Raw genomic sequence first — 16,527 nt, 5'->3', positions numbered from 1 at the left:
TGTTATACCCTCTTTGCTTTTTAATGTCTAATTTTCAACCCTTTTGTAACAAAAACAGGCAATTCATGACTATTTCCAGACAAGACCTATGCCAATACCTTGAACAATTGCTCAGTCCATCACGTATTAAAGACTACTGCCCTAACGGGTTACAGGTGGAAGGACGCAGTGATATCAGTCGTGTGGTAACTGGTGTGACGGCAAGTCAGGCTCTGATCGATGCGGCCATTGAGCAACAGGCCGATGCCATACTGGTTCATCATGGATACTTTTGGCGGGGAGAGGATGCCACCATACGGGGTATGAAGAAACAACGTCTGGCGAGTTTGCTTAAGCATGATATCAATTTGCTGGCCTATCATTTGCCTTTGGATATTCACGCCCAACTTGGCAACAACGCTCAACTTGCCAAGCTGCTGGATATTCAGGTTGAGGGTGGGCTGGAAGCCGACAACCCTCAGTCGGTCGCGATGCGCGGACGCTTTGCTCAGCCACTTGACGCACAAACCATTGCACGCCGTATCGAAGCGAAGTTGGGGCGGGCGCCGTTAGTGGAGGCATCAAGCAAGTCTATTCAGACCGTTGCTTGGTGCACGGGGGGAGGACAGAGCTTTATTGATATGGCTGCCGAGCAGGGGATTGATGCTTTTATCAGCGGCGAAGTGTCAGAGCAGACTATTCATGTGGCAAGGGAATGTGGCATCGCATTTTTTGCGGCTGGCCATCATGCTACCGAGCGTTATGGCGTGAAGGCGCTTGGCGAACATCTGGCCAAGGAACTAGGGTTATCAGTGAGCTTTATTGACATACCTAATCCCGCCTGACGGATATTCTTATGCATAAACAGTACAGCCAGGATCAGAGTTTTGATCGCATTGCCGAGAAATTTGAGAAGAATATTTACGGTACCACCAAAGGGCGGCTACGCCATGAGTTACTGGAGCATTATCTGCTTCAACATTTGTCCGCAGCCCCCATGCGGGTGTTGGATGCCGGTGGCGGCACCGGGGTGATGAGCCAAACGCTGGCGGCCTTGGGCCATCAGGTGCTGTTAAACGATGTGTCAGAAGATGCCTTGAGCATTGCCAGGCAAAAGCTGGCTGATTTCCCTCAGGTAAGTTATCACTGTGGACCATTGCAGTCGCTGGCAGAGCAGGAACCTTTTGATCTTATTCTCTGTCATGCGGTTTTAGAGTGGTTAAGTCAGCCCTTGGATGCTATTGATGGCTTACTTGCTAAGCTGGCTCCGGGCGGAAAGTTGTCGTTGAGCTTTTTCAATCGTGATGCTCATCTGTTCAGCAATATTATCTACGGTAATTTTGACTATATTGATAAGGACTTTGTGGTCCCCAACCGGGTCAGGCTCAATCCCAACAAGGCCGTTTGCCCTGCCGAGGTACTGCGTTTTTTAGAGGCGGCAGGCATGCAAGTGGTACATAAAGCCGGTATTCGTTGTTTCCATGACTATGTGCGCGACAAGTCCATACAAACCACACATTATGAGCAGCTAAAGGCCAAAGAGCTGGAATATGGCACCAGCCATCCTTATGTTTGGCTGGGCCGTTATTTTCACTTGATTGCCATTAAGCCAGGCGGGTAAGCTGATCGTGCTTGCCCTTGGCCGCTAAACGCAGATTGTTCACCGTGGTTTGAGCAATCTGCACTAAGGCTTCATGGGTAAAAAAGCCCTGATGTCCTGTAATCAGTACGTTAGGGAACGTGCACAAGCGCTGAAATACATCGTCCTGAATGATTTGGTCGGACAAATCTTCGAAGAACAAATCACCTTCCATCTCATATACATCCAGGCCAAGAAAGCCAATTTTGCGACTTTTCAATGCTTGAATCACAGCCTGCGTGTCAATCAAGGCACCTCTTGAGGTGTTAATCAACATCACACCCTCTTTCATCTTCGCCAAGCTTTGCGAGTTAATCATATGCTTGGTATCGGGTGTCAGGGGGCAGTGCAAGCTTATAATATCTGCTTGCTCAAAAAGGTTGTCTAAGGGGACGTATTTGCCTTGTAGCGCTGCAATCTCGTCACTGGGATAAGGGTCATGGCAGAGAATATGGCAACCAAACCCGCTAAATAACTTAGCGGTGGCTAAACCTATTCGTCCTGTGCCAATTATGCCAACGGTTTTTCCGTGCAGGTTAAACCCCAGCAACCCTTCCAATGAGAAGTTACCTTCTTTGATGCGGTTGCAGGCTTTGTGCAGTTTGCGGTTTAAGGTCAGCACTAAGGCCAGCGTGTGTTCCGCCACGGCTTCCGGGGAGTAGGCCGGGACTCTGGATACCCCAAGTCCCAGTTTTTTTGCGCAGTCTAAATCGACATTATTAAAGCCCGCACAGCGCAGGGCTACATGGCGCACACCATTCGCATGCAAGGCGGTTAATACCTCGGCATCCAATTGATCGTTAACAAACACGCAGACGGCATCGAAGCCCCGACTCAGACTGACGGTTTGTTGGCTTAGACGTGACTCGATAAAACTCAGTTCAAGATCGTCTCCGGCCTGACTGAGGTATTGCTCGTCGTATGCCTTTGCACTAAACACTGCAACTTTCATTGACTCTCCTTGTTGGGGGTAAGGGCGAGCAGGGCCTGGATATCAGCCCTGATTGCCTCAGGTGTGGTAGTTGGGGCATAACGTTTACGTACCTTGCCATGCTGATCAACCAGAAACTTGGTGAAATTCCACTTGATGCGCTGACTACCGAACAACCCTGGCGCCTGCTCCTTTAGATACCGATAAAGGGGGGCGGTGTTTTCACCATTAACATCAATTTTGGCAAACAGCGGAAAACTTACCTTGAAGTTTAGCTCACAGAATTGCTGAATTTCAGTATCCGTGCCCGGCTCCTGCTGGCCGAACTGGTTGCAGGGAAAGGCGAGAATTTCCAGCCCTTGCGCCGAGTAAGCCTGATATAGTTGCTGCAGGCCTGCATATTGTTTGGTAAAGCCGCATTGGCTGGCGGTATTCACGATAAGCAACACCTTACCGCGATAATCGGCCAGATTTTGGGTTTGGCCGTTACTACGTTGCATGTCAAAATCATGCACGGACTTTGTCATTGCCGCCTCCTGCCTATGGGGTTTAGAAAGTACACACAACCCGTTATGGGTAGGGGCATAATGTCAGCACAAATTTGATTATTCGCCAAGTACAAGAAGGGCAGTTTCATGAAAGTCAGTTTTATTGGGTTAGGGGTCATGGGATATCCGATGGCTGGGCATCTACAACAAGCCGGTCATCAGGTCTGTGTCTATAACCGCACCAGACAAAAGGCGTTGGATTGGGTTGAGAAGTACCAGGGTACCTTGGCTGAAACACCCAAAGCGGCTGCCCAGGGAGCCGAACTGGTGTTTGTGTGTGTGGGCAATGATGATGATCTGCGCTCCGTTGTTCTGGGAGAGCAGGGCGCGCTGGCTGGAATGCAGCCTGGCACTGTGCTGGTTGATCACACCACTGCGTCTGCCACCGTAGCTCGTGAATTGGAAGCTCTGTGTAATGCGCAACAAATTGGTTTTCTGGATGCGCCCGTATCGGGCGGTCAGGCCGGTGCCGAAAACGGTCAACTGACTATCATGGTTGGTGGCAATCAGAATACTTATGAGAAAGCCGAGCCTGTGATGCAGTGTTACGCCCGTTTTTGCCGTTTATTGGGCGAAAGTGGTACCGGACAGTTGGCGAAAATGATGAATCAGATTTGTATTGCCGGTGCAGTGCAGGGATTGGCTGAAGCGATGCATTTTGGTCAAAAGGCTGGTTTGGATTGTGAAGCTGTGGTGGAGGTTATCAGCAAAGGTGCGGCACAATCCTGGCAAATGGAAAATCGCCACAAGACCATGCTGGCTGATCAATACGAGTTTGGCTTTGCGGTTGACTGGATGCGCAAAGACCTGGCTATTGCATTGCAGCAGGGCCGTGAACTGGGCGTTACCTTGCCTGTAACCGCTCTGGTTGATCAATTTTACGCTGATGTGCAGGCCATGGGCGGAAATCGCTGGGATACTTCCAGCTTACTGGCACGTTTAAAGCGCTGATTATCGGATGTCAGGTTGGCTGAAAATGCCACTGGTGCTCGAAGTAATGTACCCGGCCGCGAGAGTAATCGCGGTCGGCCTTCCAGGTGCGATTGTTGAGCTTTGCTACCACCCCTGAGTGAATTTTTTTACTGCTGTGCAAACCAATCACATCCAGATATTCATCTTTGGACTTTCTTAAGGTCTCGACTTTTTTCATTAGCCAGCCAAGCAGTTCCTCTTCGCTTTTATACAGTTTTATGGCCATATTGACCTTCTTGGCCAAGTCATTAGGTAATTGTTTCTTTTTGATCACATCAATGCGGGTTTTGTGGCGGATATAATTGTCCTGAATATGTTTAAGCAACTCTTCCATGGCATCGATGCGTTCGAGCAAAAAGTTATAGCCTTCGCTGAAATCAACAAACAGGTTTGAACCGGAAACCGCCCCTATGGTGCCTGCCTGTACCGCCTGCTGACATTGGATCTCACAGCCGAATAAGTTTCCATTGGGGTTGTCTATGGGGCCGACGATAACACTGCCCCGGCAAATTATGTTGCTATGGGCCAACTGTTTACCCACGGTTACATTGCCATTACAGCTAATCTCCAGGCCCTGGCCATGCTGCACGTGGATGCTGCCCTGGGCAGATAACTTAGTACTGTATTCGTTCTTGTCGTTTTCAGCCTGCTTACCCATTGCCCCTTGAGTAATAATGATATCGCCACCGGCCTGAATAATGGCCGACTCCACAAAGCCGTTAATAGTGACATCGCCTGAGGCGGTAATTATCATCTTTTCCGTAACATCGCCGTTGACTATGACGGCACCGTCGTAGTTGATGTTACCTGTACCTACGTTGACGCCTTTGCAGATAAAGGTTTCGTCTACCCACATATCGCCGCTGTTGAATTTAGGCATACCGGCAATTTCAGCCACAAGCAGGTTTTCGTCATCCGGGCTTATCAGGGTGCCACTGCCGGGCTTTAAGGTCAGCCATTCGCCTGCGGTAGGCTGTAGGTTTTCACCGCGTACGGTAAAACCAGTGCGGCCCTGACTGGGCGGCGTGCGGCGTAAAAGTGGGGTGCCGGCTTTGACACAGATAACATCTCCCAGATCGCGCATATCAACCCGCGATACGCTGATCTCTTGCGGTCGTAAGATGCGTTCCAAGGCATTGGGAACCAGCGGCAGCATTTTGGATGAATGGCCAGGACGCATCGGTAAGCCTTTGGCCACAATTAACTTGATATGGGTGCCAGGAGGTTCGGCGTTGGCTTGCTGCAGCGCTTGTTTGAGGCGTTTTCTGGACAAGCCGCGCTTAATGTCTGCTGCGCGGGCCATCTTAAGTAACTCTGCGTAATTGGGATTTGCGCCACCATAGGCACTGAGCAGGCTTAACTCTGCCGCCATGTCGGAGTCCAGCAGTTTGAATTTTACTTCTGCGTCGCGACGTTCACCAACCCGCTCATCCAATTGCTTATGACTATTGTTTTCTTTGGCTTTGTGTAGCTCTTTGGCAAGCTTAACCAGTGAATCTTCAAGAATGAACAGGCGGCCGTGTTCGCTTTCCTTAATCAGGTTAATGAGCTGCTTGGCGTCAGGATTACCTTCCACCTCTTGCGTATCTATGTTTAACCTTAGAAACTTGCCACTGTCTTCCAGGACAAGGGTTATGCCCTTCATACATCCACCGGGTTATGCTCGTAGTCATGTTATCGACAACAACTGATTAACATTTACCATATCTTGCCTGGCATGTCTCTGTTGGTGTGTCAGATGCTCTGCGCATATTGATACAGTGCGCGTAAAATTGCCAGCTTGTTACCATCTTGTTGATACTCCTGGCCTAATCTTTCCACTTCGCGCAAAAACTCCTCCATATGTAAGCTTGAAGGCGAGCTATTGTCCAATAATCGGAAACGACGATGTTCTTGCCATTTATGTACTTCATCGGCGTTCAAGGTGGCAGGGTAGTTCCTGGCTCTATACCTAAACAGCAGTGTTTTTAAACGCGGATCATCAAATTGCCAGCTCAGGGCCGACAGCTGCTCGGGGCTGGTTTGGCGTATCTGTTCACAACGTGCCCGGTCTGCGTCGGATAAAAAGCCACCGCTATATAGCGCGTGGTCAGCATCCTGAGCGTCCTGGGGGGAAGTGTCCTCAAACAATTCTTGCAGTTTATGCACGAGGTTGGGAATCGCGCGGATTTGTTCAAGGTGTTTAAGACACTGCTGGCGATCTATGCCTAAACGTTCGGCATTTTCCGGGCTCAGGGTTTTGGCTGGGGCAATTACCGGACATTTATTTAAGTGAATCAGCTTGATGGGCAAGCGTTGTTCATGCTCTTCCAGCATACTGGAAGGTTGATAGAGTTTTTCCCTAAGTTGCTCAACCGTTAAGTGGGCCAGCGGGGTGGGATCTAAAGCCAGATTAAGCACCACAATGGCATTCTTGTTTACCGGATGCTGGCAGATGGGAGCCACCCAGGTACAGCAGCCCTGCGCGGCGGGGAGTTTAGATGACACATGCACCACAGGGGTCATACGGTAGCAATCTAACTGTGCCTGCACATTCTTTTTATTTCTCAGCTCAAACAGATAGTCGTAAAGTTTGGGCTGACGGGTTTTTATCAGCTTTGCCATGGCGATGGTGGCATACACATCTGACATGGCATCATGGGCAGACTCATGAGCAATGTCATTGGCTTTGGTCAGGTCTTCAAGACGAAAGCTGGGGCTGCCATCTTCTTTTTGCGGCCAGTTAATACCCTCAGGGCGCAATGCATAGCAAGCCCTGACCATGTCGATAATATCCCAGCGGCTGTTACCTCGCTGCCATTCCCGGGCATAGGGGTCATAAAAGTTTCGGTAGAGGGTGTAACGGGTCACTTCATCATCAAATCGAATGCTGTTGTAGCCGGCGACACAGGTATTGGCCTGACTGAACTCCTGATGGATACGTTCGATAAACTGCGCCTCGTTAACGCCGTCTCGTAAACTGAGTTGGGGCGTTATGCCGGTGATCAAACAGGCTTGTGGGTGCGGAAGATAGTCACTGGGGATTTGGCAATATAATTTTACCGGTTTCCCAATAGGGTTCAGATCTAGGTCTGTACGGATACCTGCAAACTGAACGGCAGGATCTTTTTGTGGGTTGGCACCCCAGGTTTCGTAGTCATGCCAAAATATGCTGGAACCAGACAAGCAATTCTTCCAATGGCGATAAGTGTCAGGCCTGAATCTCAGCAGATTATCCGGCTAAACTCAACCTGCGAAGGGGCGGATGCTCAGGAATACGGCGGATAAGGTCGATTGTTGGGATAGTCCGTACAGCCCACAAGAGAATTTTCTGTTAGGCTGAGCCTTTAAATAAATGCATACAACCCCCTACAAATGTAAGACAGGAAGCCAAAATGAAACAAAAACTGGCCATGTTACTCAGTGTTACTGCCATGAGTTTTCCCGCCATTGCACAAGATGAGCAACCTATTGCCATCGCTATCCACGGTGGCGCAGGCACCATCAGTAAAGCGAAATTGAGTCCAGAGCGCGAGCAGGAATACCGTGCCAAATTGGAAGAAGCCGTTAAGGCGGGTTATGCGTTGCTACAAAGTGGCGCGTCGAGTTTGGATGCTGTTGTGGCCTCGGTACAAATTCTTGAAGAATCGCCGTTATTCAATGCCGGCAGAGGGGCAGTATACACCTATGAAGGTGAGCATGAGCTGGATGCATCCATTATGTATGGCAAAGACCGTACTGCCGGAGCGGTGGCCGGGGTTAAAACGGTGAAAAGCCCGATTGCGCTGGCAAGAGCGGTGATGGAGCAATCTCAACACGTTATGCTAAGTGGCAAAGGCGCGGAAGAGTTTGCCGATATCCAAGGCTTAGCAAAGGTAGAAAATAGTTACTTTGACTCTGATGCACGCCGACAGCAACTGGAGCGCGCCCGGGAAACCCTGAAGCAGGATAAAACTGCTTTCTCCCGTCCCGACATGTTGGACTATAAGTTTGGTACCGTTGGTGCCGTTGCTCTGGATAAGAGCGGGAATTTGTCGGCTGCGACTTCTACGGGGGGCATGACCGCTAAGCGTTACGGTCGAATTGGTGACTCGCCGGTGATTGGTGCCGGTACCTTTGCAGACAATAAGAGTTGCGCGGTGTCTGCCACCGGCCATGGTGAGTATTTTATCCGTTTCAACGTAGCGGTGGATATTTGTGCCCGCAGTGAGTACCTGAAGATACCCGCCAAGGTTGCGGCACACTCGGTCGTCCACAATGTGCTTAAGCCGGTAGGTGGCACGGGCGGCGTCATCGTCGTGGACCGCCAAGGCGAGGTTAGCATGCCATTCAATACCCAAGGCATGTACAGGGCCAGCATTGATGCTAGCGGTAAAGTGCATGTTGCCATCTTCCAAGAAGAGGCCGAGTAACTCTTTATCTGCAACGGGCAACCAACATCAGGGAAACCCTTCCAGGATGTGTTGCCCTTCCTCTGTCCCACCCATATCAATTGGCAGCTTGCTAATACAGTCTGTTTGCAGAATATTTTCTGCTATGCGAAGGAATAAGTGCAACCCAAGGTCTATGCTTAACTTACTGGCCGGGTAAGTTTTTTCATCGTTATATTGCCTTACTGGCCGGTCACGACTCGCTGCATGCCAAAACAAAAGGGGAGGCTTTATGGAGTCCTTGCAAGTCAGTGATTATATGCATCGTCGCCCTGTGACATTTTCGCCGCAAATGACCGTGGCAGAAGCCGTTGAAAGGCTGCTTCACAGTCGTCAAACCGGTGGGCCTGTTATAGATGCTGAGCGACGTTTAGTGGGGTTTCTTTCAGAGCAAGACTGTCTGGCGCGCATGCTGGAATCCAGTTTTTATCGCGAGCAAGTTGCCAGGGTATACGATGTGATGCGCCACGAAGTACTGTCAATCAAACCTTATATGTCGGTGATTGAACTGGCACAAAAGATGTTGGGGGAAAAGCCTAAGGTCTATCCTGTTGTGGACGACGATGGCATTTTACTGGGGTCAATTACCCGCGCCGATGTATTGCATGCCATTGATGTTCAGTTGCAAGCTGGATACAAAAGGGCAGTTTGAACATTTTTAATCTGGCAATCCTGACGCCCTTCTTCTAGGATCTGCGCCCATCTGACATGATGTGTGGATCCTTTTACTTTTGTCTCAAGCCAATCTCAAAACTCTGATTAATCAATGTATGCAAATCGACAGGCATCGTTTTATGCGTCGCTTGCAGAATCTACGTGGTGATACCCAGTCCCCGGCGTTCGCTGAGCTAACCGAACAGGTAAACCAATCGGTGAATCAGTGTCAGATGCGCCGCGATGGCTTACCAGAGATTGAGTATCCTGACTTACCGGTCAGCGAACATAGAGAAGAGATTGCTAAGGCCATCAGCGAACACCAAGTGGTGATTGTGGCCGGTGAAACCGGTTCGGGTAAAACCACGCAGTTACCTAAAATATGCCTGGAACTGGGGCGGGGTGTGCGAGGGTTGATTGGTCATACGCAACCCAGACGACTAGCTGCCCGCAGCGTGGCCAACCGGATAGCCGAAGAGCTTCATACCCAGATGGGGCAAGCGGTTGGCTACAAGGTGCGGTTTACCGATCAAGTCAGTGAGCATACTTATGTAAAGCTGATGACAGACGGAATTCTGCTGGCTGAAATTCAGCAAGATCGGTTTCTCAACCAATATGACACTATCATTATTGACGAAGCCCATGAGCGTAGTCTGAATATTGATTTTATCTTAGGCTACCTAAAGCAGTTGCTCCCCAAACGCCCGGACCTGAAGCTGATAATCACCAGTGCCACCATAGATCCAGAGCGTTTCTCACGTCATTTTAACGATGCGCCTGTTATTCAGGTTAGTGGCCGCACATACCCGGTAGAAATTCGATACCGTCCTTTGGACGAGGGGGAGGATGACCGCGACCAGATTCAAGGTATTCTTGATGCAGTGAATGAGCTGGGCCGGGAAAGCCACGGCGACATACTGGTTTTCTTAAGTGGTGAACGTGAGATTCGCGACACTGCCGATGCGCTGCAAAAAGCACAGCTAAGAGCCACTGAAGTATTGCCTTTGTATGCCCGTTTATCGGCTGCTGAGCAAAACCGTATTTTTGCCCCCCATGGAGGCAGGCGCATTGTACTGGCCACTAACGTGGCGGAAACCTCGCTGACGGTGCCAGGTATTAAGTATGTGATTGACCCTGGCTTTGCCCGTTTATCCCGTTACAGCGCGCGAAGCAAAGTACAGCGTCTACCTATTGAAGCCATTTCCCAAGCCTCGGCTAATCAGCGTGCGGGGCGTTGTGGACGGGTCAGCGAAGGGATATGTATAAGGTTATACAGTGAGCAAGATTATCTGGGGCGAGCGGAATTTACCGACCCGGAAATTCTGCGTACTAATCTGGCATCGGTAATTTTGCAAATGTTGGCATTGGGACTGGGCAATATCGACGCCTTTCCTTTTGTACAGGCCCCTGATTCGCGTAATGTCAATGACGGCTTCAGGCTGTTGCAAGAACTCGGTGCCATCAATGAGGCGCGGGGGGCAGAGCGTGCACGGTTAACACAAACTGGCAGACAAATTGCCAGGTTACCTGTCGACCCTCGTTATGCCCGCATGCTGGTGGAAGCGGCGAAGAATAGCGCCTTACAGGAAGTTATGGTGATTGCTGCCGCCTTGAGTATTCAGGATCCCAGAGAACGGCCCCAAGATAAGCGGCAGGCGGCAGACCAGGCACATAGTTTATTTCAGAATAAAGAGTCGGACTTTTTGTCCTACCATCAGCTTTGGCAAACCTTTCGCGAGCAGCAAAAACAACTGACCAATAACCAGCTGCGTAAGTGGTGTCGGGATCATTTCCTTAATTATCTGCGCATGCGCGAGTGGCAGGATATTGTCAGTCAGCTTAAACAAGCCATTGTGGATCTTGGGTTCCGTCTTAACAGTCAGCCTGCAGAGTATGAGGCGATTCACCAAGCTATTGCCAGTGGTCTGCTGTCGCATATCGGTTTTAAAGACAAAGAAAAAGAGTATTTAGGAGCCAGAAACAGCCGCTTTATGATTTTCCCAGGTTCTGGGGTAGCTAAATCTACCCCCAAATGGCTGATGGCTGCCGAGCTGGTGGAAACCTCGAGGCTGTTTGCCCGGGATGTGGCCAAAATTGATCCCACCTGGCTTGAACCTTTGTCCACCCATTTAGCCAAGCACCACCACAGTGAGCCTTATTGGTCGAAGAAACAGGGGGCGGTGCTGGCGACCTTGCGTATCAGCCTGTTTGGTCTTGATATCGTGCGTGAGCGGCGGGTGAATTACAGCAAGATTGACCCTAAAGTCTGTCGGGAGCTGTTTATCCGCGAAGCCTTGGTAAACTTAGAGACAAAGCTGGATTTCGCCTTTCTCAAACACAATCAGGCGCTGGTGGAGCAGATTGAAGACTTGGAAGCTAAGTCCCGTCGCCGCGATATTCTGGTGGATGAAGAAGACCTGGTCGCTTTCTACCAACAACATATTCCTGAGCCAATTTGTACCGAAGCTGATTTTCGCAAGTGGTGGAACAAGCAGCAGGACAAGTCGCTGCTGAATTTTGATATTGAGCAATTAATGCGACAGGGCGCCAGCCATGTTAGCGAACTGGATTATCCAACCCGCTGGCATCAGGGCAATCTGAGTCTGGCATTGGATTATCATTTTGAACCTAAAGAGGTCGACGATGGCGTTAGCCTGATGATTCCGCTGCCTTTGCTTAACCAGATTCAGCCTACCGGCTTTGACTGGTTGGTACCGGGACTGCGGGAAGAACTGGTGGTAAACCTGATTAAGTCTTTACCCAAGCGTTTACGACGTAATTTTGTGCCGGCCCCTGATTATGCAAGGGCCTGTGTGGCGGACTTGCATCAGCAGGACATACCGTTTTTACAGGCGCTTACCCAGAAGTTACGCAAAATGACAGGGGTTGAAGTCGGGGAAGAGGAATGGCAGCTTGAAGAGCTACCTGCGCACTTAAAGATGAACTTTAAGGTGCTGGACACCCAGGGCAAATTATTAGCTCAGGGACGTGATTTGACCGAGCTGCAGCATAAGCTGCAGGGTAAGTTAGAAAAGACCCTGCAAAAAGCCGCTACCCCTGATGTGGAGCAGCAAGACCTGACGCAATGGAATTTCGGTCAGTTGGCAGATGTATTTGTTAACAAACAAGCCAGCTACCAGGTGAAAGCCTATCCGGCCCTGGTGGATAACAACAAAAGTGTGGCCATTAAGCTCTTTGATCAGCCGCACTTAGCCGCAGATGCACACCGGCAGGGACTGCGCAGGTTATTGTTGTTGAATCTACCGTCCCCCATCAAGTATTTGCAGGACAAATTACCGAACAAGGCCAAGCTAGGTTTGTACTTCAACCCCTTTGGTCAGATCAAAGCCCTGATTGATGATTGTATCAGCGCCGCCATTGATCAATTGGTTGGCGACAATCCAGAGTCGGTTCGTACACAGCAGCAATATCAGCAATTGCATGACCTGATTCGTGCGGACTTAAATGATAGGATGCTGGCTATTGCCATTAAGGTGGAAAAAGGCCTGACTCTGGCCCATGAGATCCATAAAAAATTAAAAGGTAATGTCCCTTTGACCATGATCAATGCCGTTGGGGATATTAAGGCTAATCTGGACGAGTTGGTTTACCCCGGTTTTGTTACCGATATAGGTACGGGGCGTTTGGACGATTGGAATCGTTATTTAATGGCGATTGCCAAACGATTGGAGAAACTGCCCATCGATCCTGGCAAAGATCGCCAGCATCAACTTATCGTCTCCAAGGTTGTCGACCAGTGGAAAAACAAACTGAACAAGGTCCCCAGGGGCCAACCGATTAACGAAGAATTGCTGGCTGTGAAATGGATGATTCAAGAACTACGGGTATCCTTTTTTGCTCAGCAGTTGGGAACGGCGTATCCGATCTCAGAAAAGCGCATCCTGAATCATCTGGATAAGCTATAGTTTTGTTGCTCACCTATGTCGACATGATTGACAAGCCAGCAACGGCACAATATAAAGAATTGTTGTATTTTGGTAAATTTTGAGGGGATGGTAATGCTGGGCTATGACGATAAGCGTGATTTCTTTCGCATGATGGTCAACACTGCCTGTGAATTGAGAATAACGGACGATGAATCCAGTCGTACGCTATCCGCAATTTGCAAGGACCTCAGTGCTACCGGCATGTCATTTGAGGTGGAGGAGTCCATTGAACCTGGTACTGTGGTTCAGGCCGTGTTGGAATCCAGCAACAGCCAGATCCCGTCACTGAATGCCAAGGCTAAAGTCGTGCGGTGTACAGGTGGCTCTGACAGTAGCTACATGGTTGGCGTTGAAATTATCGAGATGAGTTAATGATAAGGGCTGTATGGCAGCCCTTATATCACCCTGCATACTAAGCCTTTCAGATAAAACCCTTCCGGATAACTACTGGCCACAGGATGATCGGCTGCCTGGCCTAGTCTTTCCAGAAACTGAACTTGTCTGCCCGCATCCAAGGCTGCATCTGCAACAACCTTGTGGAACAAGTCTGTCGGCATCAGGCCTGAACAAGAAAAGGTACAGAGAATACCGCCGGGCCGCAAAAGTTGCATAGCATGTAAATTGATGTCTTTATATCCCCGACAAGCTCGGTTTAAGGTGGCTTTGCTGTCTACAAACTTGGGTGGATCAAGGATAATCTGATCGAACTGGCGACCTTGTTGTACATAATCGCGCAGGGCCTGGAACACATCAACCTGGATAAAATCACAACGGGACAGATCCAGGCCATTGATCTCAACGTTACGTTTGGCAATGGCTAGGGCAGGCTCGGAGACATCCAAATTGGTAACATGTTTGGCACCCGCTGCCAGGGCGTAGCTACCAAAAGTACCGGTGTAGCAGAAGCAGTTAAGTACGTCTTTATTCTCAGCGTAACGCCCGGCAATGGCTCGGTTATCACGTTGATCCAGATAGAAACCGGTTTTATGGCCGGTCATTGGATTAACCAGGATCTTGACACCATTTTCTTCGATGACCACTTCCTCTGGTACCTCACCATGCAGCACCTGAACCAGCGGCTCAAGCCCTTCTTTTTGCCGTACCGCCACATCTGAACGCTCTAAAATGGCACAGTCGGGGAAGCACTTTTGCAGTGCCCAGACAATTTTGTCTCTGTGCTTATCAGCGCCAGCACTGAGCAGTTGGCAAACCAGCACATTGTCGTACTTATCGATAGTGACCCCAGGTAAGCCGTCAGATTCGGCGGCTACCAGGCGGTAGCCGGTTAATCCCTGACGAGCAATCAGCTCCTGACGGCCTTGCAGAGCAGTCTCTATGCGACGCAGGAAAAAGCCATTGTCGACCACTTCGGTTTGTTCAAAGGTCCACACTCTGGCTTGTATTTGTGACTGGGGTGACCAGGCCGCTCTGGCCAGCCATTTACCTTCGTGGCTGAGCACGTCTACCGTATCACCGGGGCGCATACGGCCTTTTTGTGACTTAATAGCACTGGCAAAAATCCAGGGGTGGCGACGAAGCAGGGATTTCTCCCGTTCGGGATGCAAAATCAGAGTGGATGACATAGCATAGTCCGTAAATTCAGCTGTGGCGGGCGTTTCCGCCAAATTGTCGGCATTGTACAGAAGGAATCAGCACTTGGCGAAGCAATGCGTAAAAATCCGCGTAGAGGGGCGTGTGCAGGGGGTATTCTTCCGTAAACATACTCAACAGCAGGCGTTGCAGCTTGGACTGACTGGCTATGCCAAGAACTTATCCGATGGGGCGGTGGAAGTCGTCGCCTGTGGCGACGAAGCTGCTCTTTGCCAGCTAATAACTTATGTGCGCCAGGGGCCTCCGGGCAGTCAGGTGGTATTTTCTGACAGTATTGTGCGCGACTATCAATCTTTTTGTGGTTTTGAGATTTTATGATGTTACAGATTCAGCACCAGACACCGGATCAACAACTTATCCTGGAGCAGGCGCCTTTGCCTGACGTGGGCGTAGGGCAGGTTCTGGTTAAAGTTGCAGCCTTTGGCCTTAACCGGGCCGATACCTTGCAAAGGCAGGGTAAGTATCCGCCTCCACCTGGGGAAAGCCCGATTATGGGGTTGGAAGTGGCTGGTGAAGTGGTTGATGTGGCGAGTAATGTCAGTACCTGGCAAGTGGGACAACGGGTGTTTGGTTTGGTTGCCGGGGGCGGCTATGCACAATATGTGGCGGTCAATGCTGAGCATCTGATGGCCGTGCCAGAAACCATGACCATGACCGAAGCGGCAGGTTGCGCGGAAGTCTATTTAACTGCCTATCAGGCATTGTTTGCGCTGGGGCAGCTCAAAGCAGAGCAAAAAGTACTGCTGCATGCTGGCGCCAGTGGCGTGGGGTCTGCTGCTATTCAATTGGCGCATTTGATTGGCGCTAAGGTGGCGGTGACGGCATCCAGTGATGAAAAGTTGGCATTCTGTCAGCAGCTTGGTGCTGAGTTACTGATTAACTACAAGCAAGCGTCGTTTGCCGAACAAATCAAATCCCATTGGTCTGGGGTGGACTTAATTGTAGATGTAGTCGGGGGGGATTATCTCAATGCCAATGTAAGATCGCTGAATATGGATGGTCGAATCGTTCAGCTAGCCATGCTGGGTGGCCGCTATGTTGAGAAGTTTGATATGGCCATGATGTTGGCAAAACGCGCCACCCTGATGGCCTCTACGTTGCGAAATCGCAGTGACGAATATAAGAGTCAGTTAATTCGGGGCTTCACCGAGCAGTTTGCCCAGGCCCTTGCTGAGCGGCGTCTGAATGTCTGTGTCGACAGCACGTTTTCCGCCAGTGAGATAGCTCAGGCACACCAGCGCTTAGAGCAAAACCAAAGCATGGGCAAACTGGTCTGTTATTGGGATTGAAAGCCCTTATCTGGTTGCAGGTTTTGGCCTTGTGCTGCGGTACGGGCCAATTCATCGCAGCGCTCATTTTCGGGATGACCTGCGTGACCTTTTACCCAATGCCAATGCACTTTGTGTTTACTGACCAGGCTATCCAGTTCCTGCCAAAGATCGACATTCTTCACCGGTTTTTTGTCTGAGGTGCGCCAGCCGTTTTTCTTCCAGTTTTTGATCCATTGCATAATGCCCTGACGCAGATACTGACTGTCTGTGGTCAGATCAATTTCACAACTTTCCTTGAGAATACGCAGGGCAGCAATGGCCGCCAGCATTTCCATGCGGTTGTTGGTGGTTTGCACAAAGCCCTGGCTCAGTTCTTTGTTATGTTTGCCATAGCGCATGACGACGCCATAGCCGCCAGGTCCTGGGTTACCCAGGCAGGAACCATCGGTAAAAATCTGTACTTTCTTCATGACTTCCACTCACCCTGAGTTATTAAGAAATACTCAAAGGTTGTATTTGCCGCGACAGGGCAAAAGGGGGCAGTATAATAAGCAGCATCTGCAAAG

15 protein-coding genes are annotated in these 16,527 nt (G+C 50.0%); 9 read left to right on the top strand and 6 right to left on the bottom strand.

What is annotated here, in order from left to right; all coding sequences use genetic code 11:
• Nucleotides 1-71: 71 nt before the first annotated feature.
• Both IEX02_RS16710 and IEX02_RS16705 read left to right on the top strand, forming a co-directional pair.
• Complete coding sequence (locus IEX02_RS16710; protein WP_188697960.1) at nt 72-824, top strand: Nif3-like dinuclear metal center hexameric protein; 753 nt, start codon at nt 72-74, stop codon at nt 822-824.
• 11 nt (nt 825-835) lie between these two features.
• Nucleotides 836-1,600, top strand: a complete 765-nt coding sequence (locus IEX02_RS16705; protein WP_188697788.1) for a methyltransferase domain-containing protein — start codon at nt 836-838, stop codon at nt 1,598-1,600.
• Here IEX02_RS16705 and IEX02_RS16700 read toward each other — a convergent pair.
• Entirely contained in the window at nt 1,584-2,570 is a 987-nt protein-coding gene (locus IEX02_RS16700; protein ID WP_188697785.1) for a 2-hydroxyacid dehydrogenase, read from the bottom strand. The two genes, IEX02_RS16705 and IEX02_RS16700, sit on opposite strands and share 17 nt — an antisense overlap.
• Nucleotides 2,567-3,076, bottom strand: a complete 510-nt coding sequence (locus IEX02_RS16695; RefSeq protein ID WP_188697783.1) for a glutathione peroxidase — start codon at nt 3,074-3,076, stop codon at nt 2,567-2,569. The genes IEX02_RS16700 and IEX02_RS16695 overlap by 4 nt, the downstream gene beginning before the upstream one ends.
• 108 nt (nt 3,077-3,184) lie before the next feature.
• Between IEX02_RS16695 and IEX02_RS16690 the strand changes: the two genes are divergently transcribed.
• Nucleotides 3,185-4,048 carry an NAD(P)-dependent oxidoreductase gene (locus IEX02_RS16690; RefSeq protein ID WP_188697779.1) on the top strand — a complete coding sequence of 288 codons (864 nt, stop codon included), beginning with the start codon at nt 3,185-3,187 and terminating at the stop codon, nt 4,046-4,048.
• 10 nt (nt 4,049-4,058) lie between these two features.
• On the opposite strand, the gene IEX02_RS16685 is transcribed toward IEX02_RS16690, so the two are convergent.
• On the bottom strand, nt 4,059-5,714 hold the full coding sequence (locus IEX02_RS16685; RefSeq protein ID WP_188697775.1) for a flagellar assembly protein A: 1,656 nt from the start codon (nt 5,712-5,714) through the stop codon (nt 4,059-4,061).
• Between the two features lie 89 nt (nt 5,715-5,803).
• Nucleotides 5,804-7,234, bottom strand: coding sequence for an exodeoxyribonuclease I (gene sbcB / locus IEX02_RS16680; RefSeq protein WP_188697772.1), 1,431 nt, complete (start codon nt 7,232-7,234; stop codon nt 5,804-5,806).
• A 209-nt stretch (nt 7,235-7,443) separates the two neighbouring features.
• On the opposite strand from sbcB, the gene IEX02_RS16675 reads away from it, so the two are divergent.
• The 4 genes from IEX02_RS16675 (at nt 7,444) to IEX02_RS16660 (ending at nt 13,451) form a co-directional block, all read left to right on the top strand.
• A complete protein-coding gene (locus tag IEX02_RS16675; RefSeq protein ID WP_188697768.1) occupies nt 7,444-8,460 on the top strand; it encodes an isoaspartyl peptidase/L-asparaginase family protein in 1,017 nt (338 codons plus the stop codon).
• Between the two features lie 250 nt (nt 8,461-8,710).
• A complete protein-coding gene (locus tag IEX02_RS16670; protein WP_188697765.1) occupies nt 8,711-9,130 on the top strand; it encodes a CBS domain-containing protein in 420 nt (139 codons plus the stop codon).
• Nucleotides 9,131-9,209: 79 nt separating this feature from the next.
• Nucleotides 9,210-13,058, top strand: a complete 3,849-nt coding sequence (gene hrpA, locus IEX02_RS16665) for an ATP-dependent RNA helicase HrpA (protein WP_268237436.1) — start codon at nt 9,210-9,212, stop codon at nt 13,056-13,058.
• A gap of 93 nt (nt 13,059-13,151) precedes the next feature.
• Entirely contained in the window at nt 13,152-13,451 is a 300-nt protein-coding gene (locus IEX02_RS16660) for a PilZ domain-containing protein (RefSeq protein WP_188697764.1), read from the top strand.
• Nucleotides 13,452-13,474: 23 nt separating this feature from the next.
• Here IEX02_RS16660 and IEX02_RS16655 read toward each other — a convergent pair whose 3' ends face one another.
• Entirely contained in the window at nt 13,475-14,662 is a 1,188-nt protein-coding gene (locus IEX02_RS16655) for a class I SAM-dependent rRNA methyltransferase (protein WP_188697761.1), read from the bottom strand.
• 73 nt (nt 14,663-14,735) lie between these two features.
• Between IEX02_RS16655 and yccX the strand changes: the two genes are divergently transcribed.
• Together yccX and IEX02_RS16645 are read left to right on the top strand one after the other, a co-directional pair.
• A complete protein-coding gene (yccX, locus tag IEX02_RS16650; RefSeq protein WP_188697757.1) occupies nt 14,736-15,008 on the top strand; it encodes an acylphosphatase in 273 nt (90 codons plus the stop codon).
• Nucleotides 15,005-15,979 (top strand): NAD(P)H-quinone oxidoreductase, encoded by a 975-nt coding sequence (locus IEX02_RS16645; RefSeq protein WP_188697754.1) that lies wholly within the window; start codon nt 15,005-15,007, stop codon nt 15,977-15,979. The genes yccX and IEX02_RS16645 overlap by 4 nt, the downstream gene beginning before the upstream one ends.
• On the opposite strand, the gene rnhA is transcribed toward IEX02_RS16645, so the two are convergent.
• Nucleotides 15,967-16,431: a ribonuclease HI gene (gene rnhA / locus IEX02_RS16640; protein WP_188697751.1), complete on the bottom strand. Its 465-nt coding sequence runs from the start codon at nt 16,429-16,431 to the stop codon at nt 15,967-15,969. The two genes, IEX02_RS16645 and rnhA, sit on opposite strands and share 13 nt — an antisense overlap.
• Between the last annotated feature and the right edge of the window lie 96 nt (nt 16,432-16,527).

The organism is Bowmanella pacifica, assembly GCF_014645355.1.
Classification (GTDB): Bacteria; Pseudomonadota; Gammaproteobacteria; order Enterobacterales; family Alteromonadaceae; genus Bowmanella; species Bowmanella pacifica.
The sequence above is the reverse complement of the archived record's forward strand: the minus strand, read 5'-3'. Positions and strand labels throughout refer to the sequence as shown.

Coding starts and splice junctions, on each gene's coding strand:
- IEX02_RS16705 (WP_188697788.1), top strand. CDS start 836: ATGCATAAACAGTACAGCCAGGATCAGAGTTTTGATCGCATTGCCGAG.
- IEX02_RS16700 (WP_188697785.1), bottom strand. CDS start 2,570: ATGAAAGTTGCAGTGTTTAGTGCAAAGGCATACGACGAGCAATACCTC.
- IEX02_RS16695 (WP_188697783.1), bottom strand. CDS start 3,076: ATGACAAAGTCCGTGCATGATTTTGACATGCAACGTAGTAACGGCCAA.
- IEX02_RS16690 (WP_188697779.1), top strand. CDS start 3,185: ATGAAAGTCAGTTTTATTGGGTTAGGGGTCATGGGATATCCGATGGCT.
- IEX02_RS16685 (WP_188697775.1), bottom strand. CDS start 5,714: ATGAAGGGCATAACCCTTGTCCTGGAAGACAGTGGCAAGTTTCTAAGG.
- IEX02_RS16675 (WP_188697768.1), top strand. CDS start 7,444: ATGAAACAAAAACTGGCCATGTTACTCAGTGTTACTGCCATGAGTTTT.
- IEX02_RS16670 (WP_188697765.1), top strand. CDS start 8,711: ATGGAGTCCTTGCAAGTCAGTGATTATATGCATCGTCGCCCTGTGACA.
- IEX02_RS16660 (WP_188697764.1), top strand. CDS start 13,152: ATGCTGGGCTATGACGATAAGCGTGATTTCTTTCGCATGATGGTCAAC.
- IEX02_RS16655 (WP_188697761.1), bottom strand. CDS start 14,662: ATGTCATCCACTCTGATTTTGCATCCCGAACGGGAGAAATCCCTGCTT.
- IEX02_RS16645 (WP_188697754.1), top strand. CDS start 15,005: ATGATGTTACAGATTCAGCACCAGACACCGGATCAACAACTTATCCTG.
- rnhA (WP_188697751.1), bottom strand. CDS start 16,431: ATGAAGAAAGTACAGATTTTTACCGATGGTTCCTGCCTGGGTAACCCA.